Source organism: Solibacillus merdavium, from assembly GCF_014836935.1.
Classification (GTDB): domain Bacteria; phylum Bacillota; class Bacilli; order Bacillales_A; family Planococcaceae; genus Solibacillus; species Solibacillus ferritrahens.
Map to the genome: position 1 here is coordinate 169,256 of NZ_JACSPW010000003.1, position 13,420 is coordinate 182,675.

12 protein-coding genes are annotated in these 13,420 nt (G+C 36.0%); 7 read left to right on the top strand and 5 right to left on the bottom strand.

What is annotated here, in order from left to right; translation table 11 throughout:
- Positions 1–37: 37 nt before the first annotated feature.
- From H9632_RS05385 to H9632_RS05395, 3 genes are all read left to right on the top strand, one after another.
- Entirely contained in the window at positions 38–1,024 is a 987-nt protein-coding gene (locus H9632_RS05385; protein ID WP_318247672.1) for an NADPH:quinone reductase, read from the top strand.
- A 187-nt stretch (positions 1,025–1,211) separates the two neighbouring features.
- Positions 1,212–3,041, top strand: coding sequence for a hypothetical protein (locus H9632_RS05390; protein WP_191703090.1), 1,830 nt, complete (start codon positions 1,212–1,214; stop codon positions 3,039–3,041).
- Between the two features lie 408 nt (positions 3,042–3,449).
- The gene (locus H9632_RS05395; protein ID WP_191703091.1) at positions 3,450–3,995 is read left to right on the top strand and encodes a hypothetical protein; all 546 of its coding nucleotides are present in this window, start codon (positions 3,450–3,452) and stop codon (positions 3,993–3,995) included.
- 50 nt (positions 3,996–4,045) lie between these two features.
- On the opposite strand, the gene H9632_RS05400 is transcribed toward H9632_RS05395, so the two are convergent.
- The 4 genes from H9632_RS05400 to H9632_RS05415 are packed head-to-tail and all read right to left on the bottom strand — an operon-like array spanning position 4,046 to position 6,693.
- Positions 4,046–4,912 (bottom strand): ABC transporter permease, encoded by an 867-nt coding sequence (locus H9632_RS05400; protein ID WP_191703092.1) that lies wholly within the window; start codon positions 4,910–4,912, stop codon positions 4,046–4,048.
- Entirely contained in the window at positions 4,902–5,831 is a 930-nt protein-coding gene (locus H9632_RS05405; protein WP_191703093.1) for an ABC transporter ATP-binding protein, read from the bottom strand. The genes H9632_RS05400 and H9632_RS05405 overlap by 11 nt, the downstream gene beginning before the upstream one ends.
- A 2-nt stretch (positions 5,832–5,833) precedes the next feature.
- Positions 5,834–6,244 carry a DUF3021 domain-containing protein gene (locus H9632_RS05410; RefSeq protein ID WP_191703094.1) on the bottom strand — a complete coding sequence of 137 codons (411 nt, stop codon included), beginning with the start codon at positions 6,242–6,244 and terminating at the stop codon, positions 5,834–5,836.
- Positions 6,241–6,693, bottom strand: a complete 453-nt coding sequence (locus H9632_RS05415; protein ID WP_191703095.1) for a LytTR family DNA-binding domain-containing protein — start codon at positions 6,691–6,693, stop codon at positions 6,241–6,243. The genes H9632_RS05410 and H9632_RS05415 overlap by 4 nt, the downstream gene beginning before the upstream one ends.
- A 218-nt stretch (positions 6,694–6,911) precedes the next feature.
- Between H9632_RS05415 and H9632_RS05420 the strand changes: the two genes are divergently transcribed.
- Positions 6,912–7,319: a MarR family winged helix-turn-helix transcriptional regulator gene (locus tag H9632_RS05420; RefSeq protein WP_191703096.1), complete on the top strand. Its 408-nt coding sequence runs from the start codon at positions 6,912–6,914 to the stop codon at positions 7,317–7,319.
- Positions 7,319–7,663, top strand: a complete 345-nt coding sequence (locus H9632_RS05425) for a DUF3147 family protein (protein ID WP_191703152.1) — start codon at positions 7,319–7,321, stop codon at positions 7,661–7,663. Before H9632_RS05420 ends, H9632_RS05425 begins: the two co-directional genes overlap by 1 nt.
- 390 nt (positions 7,664–8,053) lie before the next feature.
- Here H9632_RS05425 and H9632_RS05430 read toward each other — a convergent pair whose 3' ends face one another.
- Positions 8,054–8,836, bottom strand: coding sequence for a helix-turn-helix domain-containing protein (locus H9632_RS05430; protein ID WP_191703097.1), 783 nt, complete (start codon positions 8,834–8,836; stop codon positions 8,054–8,056).
- Positions 8,837–9,307: 471 nt separating this feature from the next.
- Between H9632_RS05430 and H9632_RS05435 the strand changes: the two genes are divergently transcribed.
- Positions 9,308–10,537: a dicarboxylate/amino acid:cation symporter gene (locus H9632_RS05435; RefSeq protein ID WP_191703098.1), complete on the top strand. Its 1,230-nt coding sequence runs from the start codon at positions 9,308–9,310 to the stop codon at positions 10,535–10,537.
- A gap of 211 nt (positions 10,538–10,748) precedes the next feature.
- Positions 10,749–12,977: a YcdB/YcdC domain-containing protein gene (locus H9632_RS05440; protein ID WP_191703099.1), complete on the top strand. Its 2,229-nt coding sequence runs from the start codon at positions 10,749–10,751 to the stop codon at positions 12,975–12,977.
- The last annotated feature ends 443 nt before the right edge of the window (positions 12,978–13,420 follow it).

Below are 13,420 nucleotides of genomic sequence, written 5' to 3' on the forward strand. Positions count from 1 at the left end.
AAATTTCTAATATTCTTAAAATACTATATATTTTGAGGTGAGGTCATTGAAAGCGATACGAATCAATCAATTTGGTACAACGGAAAATTTAGTTGTCGAGCAAACCGAAATACAAGCACCATCTAAAAATGAAGTGCGAATAAACCTGTATGCAGCGGGAGTGAATCCGAGCGATGTTTATACTTCGACAGGTACATATGCCATAAAACCAGAACTACCATACACGCCAGGGCTAGATGGTGCAGGTATTGTAGAAGAGGTTGGGGATCTCGTAACAAATGTGAAAGTTGGGGACCGAGTATTTATTGCGAGTTTACCAAATGGTGATACAACTGGAACGATTGCAGAAAAAATTGTTTGTGAAAGCCGCTTTGTTCATTCAATTCCGGAACATATTTCGTTTGAGGAAGGGGCCGCGTTAGGTATTCCGGCTTTAACAGCATATCGAGCTATAGTGGGAAGAGCGAATGTAAAAGCTGGGCAAACCGTATTTATTCACGGGGCAAGTGGAGCGGTTGGTTTACAGGCTGTTCAAATTGCAAAAGCATTAGGCGCAAAAGTAATTGGAACAGCAAGTCGGGAATCCGGCAAACAGCTTGTAAAAGAGGCAGGAGCAGATATTGTTCTTGATCATATTACGGAACAAACAATTCATACCGTTTTAGAACAAACGGATGGAAAAGGACCAAATGTTATTATTGAATTTTTGGCAAACGAGAATTTACAAACAGATTTGCAAATGATAGCAAAGCAAGGTGTTATTGTTGTTGTAGGAAACCGTGGGGAAATTAATATAAATCCACGTCTAATTATGCAAAAAGAGTGTGACGTTCGTGGCATGGTATTATTTAATATAACAGCAGGAGAACATCAGCAACTTATTCAGAATGTGGCAAAACTTCTTGATAATCAGCAACTTAAACCGGTAATCGGCTATAGCTATCCTTTAGAAGAGGCTAGCATTGCATTTAATGCAGTTATAAATGGTGAGCATAACGGAAAAGTCGTTGTGCGTACACAATAGTAAATTTTTGGACTAGTAAATGCGCTAGTCCTTTTTTTTTATATTAAATTTTGGAAATATTGACATTTAAGTAAGGAATTTTGAATACTTTTGCTATTATTTTGTCTGTTTAGTGCTATTTGCTAAAAAAAATAGAAAAAATTGTTATGATATACGAGTAATATATGAGAAATTAGGGAGCGTAACAATGGGATTTAAAGAAGAATTTAAGCGAGAAATGCGCAATATACAAAATGATGTAGCAAAAGAGGTTGAAAAATATTGGGTCCTCGATTTTGAAGGACATAAAATAGAGATTATTAATGAGATGATGGAGGAAGTATTGAAGGTTGATGGTGAAATTATAGCCCAAAACGTTCGGAAATCCATCTGGACACATATCTTGCCATTTTCAACATTGAAAGGGAAGTTTCAATCTAGCAGCGGGAAGACACATAAAGTATTTGTTAAAATAGGCGGATTTGTAAAACTGAATGTAACGGTTAAAGTAGACGGAAAAGAGCTTTTACATGACGCGATGAAACTACAATTTTTACCCTGGTCAAATAAGGAATTTATCGTGCCATTTATTGAACAGCAATTTCTTGCAAATCAAAAGTTAATAACAAAAGATTTACCGGATGATGCTTTTTTATATGATGAATTTTATCCAAAACATGCACCTGGATTTGCAGATCAGCTTCATACGGAAGAAGTAACGCCTTTTTATACAAAAAAGCTGATCAAACTGTTTTTAGAACAGATGAACAATCCAACTGATCAAACTAGGAAAGCTACTTACGAAAAAATAAAAGATGAAAAAGTAATTAGTTATTATTATGAGTTTTTAGAACAGTTTTCTGAAATCGAAAAAGTGGAAAGTCGGGTAAAGGAAGAAGCACTTTGGTTACTTGAGCATAGTGCACATCGAGAAGTTGTGAAATTTGCGCTTATTGTTCTAGGGACAGGAAATTGCGAAGAAGTAAAGGAGCGCCTTAAAATTATCGCTCTACATGAAGAATTTACTGGGGTAGCCCTTTTTGCATTAACGAATGGGACTACTAACAGCAATGAAACGGTTTGGCATGTCGCAAAAAATGTAACGGGATGGGGTAAGTTAGAGGCGTTGAACTTTTTGGATGCATCTAATGAGGACATCCGTCAGTGGATATTACTTGAAGGATTAAAGGATACAGTTCCAGGCAATGCATCTGCTTTAATGTGTGCAAACAAAGGAAAGCTTGATATAGAGCTACATGAATCCGCCATTTCTGAAAAGATATATGAAGGTGCCGGTACAATTATTTTAGGATTATTATATGAAGGTTCTTATCAAATGATGGATGATTATGAATATGCTGGCCAAGTGATGATGCGCTACACATATCATGCAAAGACACATTGCCGCACACTTCAGCAGTTTTATATACTAACGCAAATTCATGATTATTTACAATATGATGAAGAAACTTGGGAAGACCGATTCTCGACAAACTGGAAGCCACATGAAAAACGCGCGGTAGAAGAAAATATAGAGGGGATTGCGAAAAATCCAGAGTACCTGAAACAGGCATTCGAAATATTGGGAAATGGAGAAGGGGATGAGGATTACGCATTGGCAGTAGCACAATACTATAATGCCGATATTACGGATATAGTGCTTCTGAAATTAAAAAGTAATCCAGAAAACTATAAGTATTATATGGCATTATTTTCTGCTGAAAATGTACAAATTATCGAACAGCTCCTCGAAATTACAAATTCACTCTGGGATTTCAATGATCTGAATGAGGATCAAAAAATGGTTGTGTTAGTGCTTTTGGAGGAATTGGAACAGTATGACGGAGTAGGCTTACAATTTTTATTGAAAACTTTAAAAACAACAGATTACCATCTGCAATACATTACGATCCAAACACTCCAAAACTATAATAAATCTTATTGGCAAGGTACGGAGATTGAACAGCTTGTGCAACGCTATTCAAAAGAATCCAAAGATAAGGACGTCAAAGAAATTGCGAAGCAGCTGATGGAATAAGATTGGCAAAAAATTTCGAAGCCTAACTACTGGGCTTCGAATTTTTTATTATGTTCCTTGAGGTAAGAGAGGGTGAGTGACAAAATAAGGGAAGAAATTCCCCTTATTGCCCCCAAAAAACACGATATCGGGTGTATTTCCATGGAATAAGGGGAAAATTTCCCTTTATTTTCACCCTAAACTAGTTCTCTACTGCAAATAGCGGTAAAAACTCCGCTTATTTCAACATACCCAGAATAATCCGGAACTAATTGGATTTAATGTGCTAAAATATTTATTTACTTTGATAAATAAAGAGGGCAAGGTTAAAAATAAATTAGCAATTCTTAGTTCCTTCATTTTTTTAGCTATTTGTATGTATATTTATTCTCCTTACCCTGAAGAAGTCTACAAAGGATGGTGCTACATATGAAAAGAATTTTATTGTTGTTTTTATTATGTCTCTCTCTATTAGGATGTTCAAATGAAGCTGAAACAAGTGAAGACATCCTATCGAGTGCAGCTGAGTTTAATCTCCAACAAGCATTTAATCTGAAAGAAGAACAAAGTGTCACGATGTTTGTTGAAGTTTATGAAAATGGTCAATTTATTGATGATAGGGAATTTTATTTTGGCAACAATTTCAAAGGAAATGGCAGCGTACAATTTTCTATGTTTAGACCGGATAATGCGGCAGAGGTGTTTTTGATTGGAGCTATTCAAGATAAGAATCACGCAGTATCAAAGAAAATGTTGATTGATTTGACGGAATGGGGCGTAATTTTCAAAGAGGCAGAAAATAAAGTAGTTACTAAACAGGGACAATACCGTTTGGGAATGTTTGGATCCTTGTCAGAAGAAGATTCAACAACCTATACAGAACCATTAAAACTAACTGTTGAAGAGAAAAAAGATTTTGTTGAAGCATACGAACGCTTTCCAATTGTTTATGTAGTAGTAGTCGAAGTAAATTAAAAAGTATATTCAAAAGAGTATTGCCGGGATAGGTGCAATACTCTTTTTCGCTATTTATACTTCCTTCTAAACACTAAAGCAGACAATGTACCAAGAACAATAATCGTACTAAGTACAAATAGTAAACTCATCAAACTCGAAAGGATGGAACCATCAATTTCATAAATAACCCCGTAATCGACTTTGTACGTTTTAGCGTAAAGTTCATAACCGGCAAATACTTTTTCAACGGATTGTGCCGTAAATACATCGCGCAGTAATACAGTTATATGGCTTACTGGGAAGAAGTGAATGGCAGATTGGATCGCAGTTGGCAATACCGCCATTGGCACGTATATGCCGCATAAAAAACCTAATAATGTTCCACTAATGGTGCTCACTGTAGAAAATGCCGTTTCCGTATTAATGAATAACACGATAAATAAATTGATCATACTGCTCATGACCACCGCTAAAATTAAAATACCGACCGCTTTTAACATTGCGATGGGAGAAAGCAATTCACCGCCGATTGAAACGATGAAAATTTCACAGCAAATAAAGCCGACAAAAGTCATGGAAAACCCAATAATACAAGAACTGATTACATAGCTTAACTGAATTTTATAACGCGACGCAGCAGTTACTAAAAAATCTGCTGTCGTTTTTGCCTCTAAATCTTTAATATAAATCCCAAATACCCCGAGAGTTGCCGACATGGCGATTATTGATAAAAGTCCAGCGACCATCCATTCACTGACTAATACTTCAATTTCAGGTGTAACAGGAACATATTCAGCAATGGAGTTTAATTGAAGGTTCTGCAAAAAAATGGCGTAAAGCCCAATTAAAATAAGTACCGAAAGCAAAGAGAAGAAAACGAGCAATTTATTGCGAAAGAATACCTTGTTATTTCGGCTGACTAAACTAAGTAGCATTCATGTCACCTGCTTCCTCATTGATATGAATAAATACTTGATCAATCGAGCCTTTAATCACCTCAAATGATGTAAGGAATGGTTGAATCCGTTCGATAATCGGAATCGCATGTAAAGTAGAGGGGATATTCACTTTATAAACATCACCGAATTGCACCATTACATAGCCGAGTTGTTCGGCTATTTGTTGAATATCAGCTTCCTTTTTAAAGGAAAGTACCATCTGGTCAGATGCAAACCGTTCTTTCAATTCATTTGGTGTGCCTTGAGCAATAATTTCTCCTTTTTTAATAATGACTATTTGATCCGCATTTGCTGCTTCCTCCATGTAATGGGTAGTTAAAAATATTGTCATACCAATCTCTTTCCGTAGTCGTTCAATCGTTTCCCATACGAACTTTCGGGTGTGAGGATCGAGCCCAGTAGTCGGTTCGTCTAGAAATAAGATCGATGGCTTATGGATTATTGCACGGGCAATATCGGCTCGTCTACGTTGACCACCAGACAATTGACCATATTTTTTAAGCTCTATTTCTCCAAGCTTTAAATATTGCCAAACGAATTGATAATTTTCAATTAACTGTGCCTTCGTTAAATGATAAAAGCGTCCACGGTGGATGATATTTTCCTTTACAGTCAGCTCTTTATCAAGCAAACTTTGCTGAAAAACAATCCCAATTGATTTCCTAATCCGTTCATTATCCTTCATCGTTCCGAGTCGGTGCCCATTAATCGTTACTTCACCGCTTGTTTTCTCAAGTAATGTACATAAAATTTCAATTGTCGTTGACTTACCGGCACCGTTACTGCCTAAAAAGGCGAATAAAGAACCTTTTTTCACTTGGAAATGAATCCCTTTAACTGCTTCAATCGTACCAAAATGCTTTTTTAAGTTCGAGACTTCAATGGCGTAAGTCAATGTTATTCACCTCGGTTTTGTTTTAAAACATCGTTCATTCGTTTAATATCACGCTTAAGCGAAAAGAAAATAAAGCACCAAACGATAATATAGATGGCTGTAGATTGTATAAACAGAAGGATTAATGTTGATGGTTCATTAAATGAAAACCAATTCCCAAAAAGCCCGATAGTATATACGGAACATAAGACAACTCCATAATGAAGTGTTAAAACCGCTATATAAGGCCAATGTTTAATTAAAAATAAACTGTTTGCACAACCAATGATAACGCCTAATGAAAGGGCTAATAAAAATTGGTGTAGCAAATCTGCACCGGACCAGGTAATTGTCGCATCATTGTAAGTAATAAGTGCAATGATGAAATAAGACATAAAGACACTGACAAAGCAGCTTATTAAAAAGTTCCTCATTTGCCAACACCTCCTAAACCGAGTGCTTCTTTTAGTAGTTTGAAATAATTACGACTGACAGGGAAGACTGTTTCATTTGCTAAAACGACTTGAGGGTTGCCGAGTACTTTTGCTTGGATGGAGACAATTTTATCGATATTTACGAGCATCGATTTATTGACTCGTATAAAGCTTGATTGAAAGCGATCCTCTAATTCGTACAACTTACTTTTCGCTTCAAATTCCTCTTCTTCTGTCTGTAATAATACTTTTCCATTCTCGGTGAAAATTGAATAAATTTCCGATAGTTTAAGTAGGTGAATGTCTCCGTCTGAGTAACCTGCAATACTTTCGGGTGATGAACTATTAATTTTTCTCATCAATTGTTCGATTGTTTCATCAAATTTTGGGGCGTGGATATGAACTTCGATTTCTTTACAGTCATTTTCAATATGTAGATGAACTTTCATCAGTAACTCCTTTCATGAACAAAAGTGTAGCACTATTTTTTTCATGCTTTCTAAAATCGTTAGTAACAGGTTAAAAATAGTTAATAACAGGTTTAAATATTCGAGTGAAATGTGCCAAGTATTTCTCTGCTGTTCTTATTGTACTAAATTATGGTAAACTAATTATATATCGTAATTAACGATATAATCATTTCGAGCGATATAAAGGGGGTTATCAATTGGATAAAGAAATAAAGTTATTGAACCAGTACTGGACGGATATATATTTTTCCCTTCACTATGCACATGAAGAGCAGATTTCGCATCAAGCTGTACGTATTTTGCAAATGATAGAGAAAACAGATTTAAATAGTGTGGGAAATATCGCAGAGTATTTAAAGGTTTCGCATAATACTGCATCTGAACATGTGAAAAAATTAGTTGGCAAGGGATTTCTTTTTAAGTCAAGAAGTGATGTGGATGAACGAAAGGTAATTCTGCATTTAACGAAATTAGGTAAAGAGGTTCTCAAAAAAAACACCAGCTTAGATGAGTCGAAGCTTGAAAATATTATGCATTCTTTAAGTGATAAAGAAAGATTTGATTTGATGAATAGCCTAAAAATATTAAGTGAGCGTGCAAAATGATGTATACGATATTCAAAATAGCAGTTTCGGCTATCCTTATCGGTTTAGTGACAGAAATTGCGAGAAGATTTCCTACTTACGGAGGAATAATAGCGGCTTTACCTTTAGTTAGCTTATTAAGTATTTTATGGCTATCGATTCAGGGCGAACAAGCTGAGACATTAAATAAATTTATAGTAGGTGTTTTAATGGGGTTACCAGCAACGATGGTTTTATTGGTGATTGTATACATAGGAATGAAAAATTCAATGCATTTAATATGGTCAATCTCATTAGGTATAGCAGGGTGGATGATATTTTTAGCTATTCAAGAAATCTTTGTTAAAGTTTTTAAGAATATTTAAAAAATGATATAACGCTAAAATTATAAAAGAAAAGCCGAGAAACGTTAATTTAATTACGTTTTTTGGCTTTTTACGTTTTTATAGAAACTCCGGTTTGCTTAGCATTTGCTAAAAAGTCAAAAGTTTATGCAACGCGTCATCCAAAAATCACCAATAAAAAATCATTAGTTATTTATTCGAAACGAGTTCGTTCGTTTATAATGTACTGCTTCAATAATGAATTGCTCAGATTTCACATTCGAAATTCTTTAACTCATTTGGGGGAAAAGCTCTATCCAACGATTAATAAACCAGAATGGGGAAGCAAGTATATTGATAACTGCACAACAGTAGGAAAATAACTGAATCCACCGGCTCCCATTTAACAAATAAAAAAAGGTGAAATTTTCTTTATCGCTCCGCCAGCCAATTGTAAAATGGAACCGGTCTTGTACTTTGCTTCGGCTGTTGCTCTTTTGCTTCTGGTAAAACTGGACGTGCCAATGCCTTGTCATACGCCCCTTTATAAATTGCACGTAAAGTCGTCCGAACCGTTAATTTTCCGTCATAAATGTCTTGAATAATTCGCCACATGGCATCTTTAGCAACCGTAAATTCACGCATATTTTGAATCGGTGTTGCTAAAATAGCTGACCGTAACCCATCTTTTAGTTCATCATTTAACGGCAAGCTTATTAAAAACTCATACAATGTTTTTTGCCACTCATTCATCTGTGTGAGCGTATTATTATATATTTCTTTTAAAGAGCTTGTTTTAAAAAGATTAAAAGAGATAGTTTCGTTAGTTGAAAAACCTCCACAGTCCTCGATTTCATGCACTTCTTCAGCTAGGACCCGCTCGGACATTTCCGATGGGACATGTAAAATCTGATAAATGTTAGCCCCTTTAATCCCATTTAGTTTCGTGCTTGCAACAACACATAAAATCCCAAGTTCCGATGCTTTTTTTACAGTGCGATACACTGTTTTCGTGCTAATCCCGACACTATCGGCAATTGTTTTAGCCTTTAAATGCGCGGCCCCAGGATAAGCAAGTGCAGACTGAGCGATACGTAAAATTACATTACGCTCACTACCTGTTAATTCATGATCGGAAAGGTGAGTGGCTACTGCCTCGTCCATTTCTTTTACTGTTTTAAAAGTTTGATATGTTTTTAAATAATCGAATACCATAATGTGCATCTCCCTTCACCATACATATGTCAGTATTGAAGGTAAAAGGGGACATTTTTTTTTGGGGAATTTCTAACGATAAAGAAATAAGGGGAGATTTTACCGTTATTTGAATAATGTTGCTCATTTTTAGATAAATAAGGGGAAGTTTTACCATTTATGCACGTAGGGACCAAAGATTTTTTGTGGGAGTTTTATTTTTATCAGAAAATTGGGTAAAGAGAGGAGAAAGTTGAGTTCGGCTGACTAAATACGAGTTAAGAGATGTTTACTAAATCATTGGCTTTCTGTTACTCAAATGGAAGAATGTTTTTGATGAAAATTGTAGGTCATGCTTAATTTTTTTTAGAATAATGTCAAAAATCAAACAGAAAAAGCTTGTATTATGGTGTGGTGTCTGAATATGTTCTACAATAAGTATCTATTATTCTATAATACGTAAAAATTATCTAAGTAAAAGGAAGTGAGTTTATGAAACTAGCAACAAAAATTTTATGGGCGTTAGGGTTAGGGGCAATTGTCGGTATAGGATTAAACCTTGCTGCGCCTTCATTCTTTACTGAAGCAGACCGATTTTTCTTCACACCATTAGGGACGATCTTTTTAAACTTAATTAAAATGCTTATCGTACCACTAGTGTTTTTCTCAATTGTAGTAGGGGTAGCAAATATTGGTGACCCGAAAGCATTAGGTCGGATGGGAAGTAAAGCGATGCTGTTTTTCTTAACAACGACAGCTATTGCTATTACAATTGGTATTGCTTTAGCAGTGATTTTCCAACCAGGTAATAAAGGTCAATTCGATGTACAGGAAGCAAGCTATGAGGCTACTGAAGCACCACCTGTATCCGAAACACTGCTTGGTATTATCCCGGCGAACCCGATTGATGCAATGGCAAGTGGCGATATGCTGCAAATTATATTCTTTGCAATCTTTATTGGACTAGGAATAAGTTATTTAGCTTCAAAAGTAGATTTAGTAAAACGCTTTATGGAACAGGGAAATGAACTAATGATGTTCCTTGTAACCTTAGTTATGAAATTTGCACCGTACGGAACATTTGGATTAATTGCATCAGCGGTAGGTAAGCAAGGCTTTGATGCATTACAGGCGATGTTCTGGTATATGATGGTTGTATTATTGGCTTTATTTATACACTTCATACTGATTTATGGAAGTGCGTTAAAAGTATTAGCAAAACGTAATCCGATTGAAGTTGTTAAAGCTTATCTTCCTGCAATGACCGTTGCATTTAGTACATCAAGCAGTAGTGCTACACTACCAATTTCGATGGAAGTTGCACAAAATAAATTAAATGTACCAAAAGGAATTAGTAGTTTCGTTCAACCGCTTGGTGCCACTATCAACATGGACGGTACAGCAATCATGCAAGGTGTTGCAACAATTTTCATTGCACAAGTATACGGCGTGGACTTATCATTTTCTCAAATGTTAATTGTTGTTATGACGGCGGTATTGGCATCAATTGGAACAGCTGCAGTTCCGGGTGCAGGTATGATTATGCTTGCCATGGTATTGGAATCAGTAGGCTTACCTGTAGAAGGTATTGCATTAATTATTGGTATTGACCGTCTACTGGACATGACACGTACAATGGTCAACTGTTTTGGCGATTTAACATGTGCGCTTTATATAACGGAAAGTGAAAAAGACAAAGAAAAGTCAGCATTGGCTGAATAATAGTCTAAATAATAGAAGGGCAACGAGTTTATATTATCTCGTTGCCCTTTTTACTAGTTACCCAAGCCATTTCTAAACCCATTATATATTCCGTTACGTGACTAAAATTTTTATGGTAATATTTTGAATAATTTAAAATTATTGTTTGGAGGTTAGGTATAATGAAAGTGTAACATGTGTGTTTTATAAAAAAGAGATTGGGGGATGAAGAGTGGTAACTTTTAAAAAAGCAGGTGCAATGTTATCTGCAACAGCGTTATCTGTAGGTTTATTAGCACCAATGGCAAGCGCTTCAACGTTAGGAAATGAGCGTATGGAGACATTGCCAATTCAAGTAGCGCAAACGAATTCAACGGTAACAAAAGAGGATTTAATGAAGCGGTTTAGAGAGTTATTTCCGAATGAATTCTCAAATGTGAGTGAAAAAGATTTTCGTACAGGTGCAGGTTTCTCACGTACTACAGATTCTACGGTTAGTTATGAACTGAGTTTTACGAAGCATATTGATAATCAATATGTACATGGAAGTTTTAGATTTGTTGGAGAAACGTTAGAGTTAGAGAGTTTTTATTATCAACCAGTAAACACTAAGGATGTATTGTTCCCGGCAAAATATTCAAAAGAAGAAGCGCAAAAGGTAGCAGATAAATTTTTAGAAAAGTTCAATAAAGGCGAGGGGTATGAGCTTGTGCCAAACGCACATGATTTTTACTCATCTTCAATTTTAACGCAGCCTGTTGAATACTCGTTTATGTATGAAAAGAAAAACTCCGGTATACCAATTTCGGATCAAACTATTAATATACGAGTGTTAGGGGATGGCACAGTGTCATCATTTTACAGAACAACACCTCCAAAAAATAATTTTACGTATGATGATCCAGCCAAAAAACAAAATGAATCTTCCATTGCTAACCGCTTGCAAGATGCTTTAAAAGCACAGTTGTCATATACAATTGTACCTGATTATTCAACAGGGGATCACAAAGTAAAGCTTGTTTATGAACCAAATAGCCAAGTTATTTCAGGTATCCATGCGCAAACAGGGGAATGGTTAACTTTGGACGGGCTGTCATCAACATTATCTGCTAAACCAATTACATCAATTGTTTCTGCGCCCTTAGCGGCAAAACAGCCGAACATGACAGCAGAGCAGGCGCGAGCATTGGCTGAGAAATTACTTGCCACAGATATAAAAGGTGTTCAACTAGAAATTGGAGCAGTTGATGAAACAACATCGGAGACTGGTAAAGAAGTCTTCAACATTCAATATATGTATAACTATCGGAATGGTGGAACAGGAACTGTACTAACAATTGATAAAGCAACAGGAGAATTCATTCAGTATAGTGATATTAAAAGTCATCTCGAAGTAGAAAGTGATGACAGCGAGGCAGATGTAAAATTAACACAAAAACAGGCATTGGATAAAGCGATCGCCCTTGTGAAAGAATGGATACCTTCATCTGCTCACAAGTTTGCATTGCCTGTAAATGATGGCTACCACGAGAGTTACAATAACAGTTATAACTTTACGTTCCCACGCATCGTGAATGGCTTAACAGTAGTAGGAGACAATATCTCAGTAGGTGTCGATGCCAATACAGGTGCTTTAGTAAACTTGTATATAAGCGATTATGGTGATTTGGAGTGGCCAGCAGCAACTGATATTTTATCAGAACAGGAAGCAACAAAAATGTTGAAAGATGAGTTGAAACTAAAGCTGCAATATGTGAATCATCCAAAAGTGGGTAATGAACAGCATTATAGCTTAGTCTATCAATCGGTATTCAAAGAAGGGTCCTCTGCTGGGATTGATGCCAAAACAGGAGAATGGTTAGATGCTTATGGAATGAGCAGTTCAGACAAGCCTAAAATCACGCATCCAACAGCTGCAGAGGAATTAAATTATTTAATTCATGCAGGGATTTTAGAGGTAGATGAATCATTTAATCCAGATGCATCCGTTACAAAAGAGGAAGCGCTAAAAATATTATTGAAATCAGTAACCTATATGTATTATAGCTCGAGATATAACGAGTATGAAACGACGGATCAAACGTTTACAGATATAACGTCTGAACATCCTTTGTATTCATTTGTAACACGCGCCTTAAGTATGGGGATGCTTGATACCTCTACTAAAACATTTAACGCAACTTCCCCTCTTTCAAATCAAGAACTGGCAAAATGGGTAATCGGTACGCTGAAGCTTGATAAGCCAGCGCAACTTAGTGATATATATGATTTAAAATACAGTGATGCAGCACAAGTAAATCAGGAGCTACGCGGTTATGTTGCATTAGCGTATGGATTGGGATTACTTGAGGCAGAAAATAATCTGCTGAAGCCAAATAGTGAAGTAACGTATGCTCAATTAGCACAAGCAACAATTCGTTTAGCCCATAAAATGAACGAATATCAGATTAACAACTATTAATGAGTGAATGTTCAAAGCGAAAATAATTTTAAAAAAAGACAAGTGCTATATATAACAGCATTTGTCTTTTTTTAGATACAGTTGGTCGCTATAACGTGGGGAAGATTTTCTAATAAAATTTCACTTTATAAATGGGCTACAGCAAGACAGCGCTAAAACCACGTCTGCATGTCTTTATCACTGCACTTATTGCCGTTTGCGAGGCCCGCCAATCCGAAAAATTCCCCTGGTAATAAAGTGATGGAATAGAAGCGCTGAAGCTTCCGATAGATAGAAAGCGACATATCAAGTTTTTCGGTGCCCCCCTAAAATAAGGGAATATTTTACCGTTATTTGTATGATGTAGCTCATTTTTAGGATAAATAAGGGAACGTTTTACCGTTATTTCAAATAAAATCGTGAAATTTCATCTTTTTTAGGTCAATAACGGAAATTCTTCCCCT

Excerpts from the sequence above, each read along its gene's own strand:
- H9632_RS05430 (WP_191703097.1), bottom strand. The coding sequence starts at position 8,836 with ATGGTATTCGATTATTTAAAAACATATCAAACTTTTAAAACAGTAAAA.
- H9632_RS05400 (WP_191703092.1), bottom strand. The coding sequence starts at position 4,912 with ATGCTACTTAGTTTAGTCAGCCGAAATAACAAGGTATTCTTTCGCAAT.
- H9632_RS05390 (WP_191703090.1), top strand. The coding sequence starts at position 1,212 with ATGGGATTTAAAGAAGAATTTAAGCGAGAAATGCGCAATATACAAAAT.
- H9632_RS05415 (WP_191703095.1), bottom strand. The coding sequence starts at position 6,693 with ATGAAAGTTCATCTACATATTGAAAATGACTGTAAAGAAATCGAAGTT.
- H9632_RS05435 (WP_191703098.1), top strand. The coding sequence starts at position 9,308 with ATGAAACTAGCAACAAAAATTTTATGGGCGTTAGGGTTAGGGGCAATT.
- H9632_RS05410 (WP_191703094.1), bottom strand. The coding sequence starts at position 6,244 with ATGAGGAACTTTTTAATAAGCTGCTTTGTCAGTGTCTTTATGTCTTAT.
- H9632_RS05425 (WP_191703152.1), top strand. The coding sequence starts at position 7,319 with ATGTATACGATATTCAAAATAGCAGTTTCGGCTATCCTTATCGGTTTA.
- H9632_RS05395 (WP_191703091.1), top strand. The coding sequence starts at position 3,450 with ATGAAAAGAATTTTATTGTTGTTTTTATTATGTCTCTCTCTATTAGGA.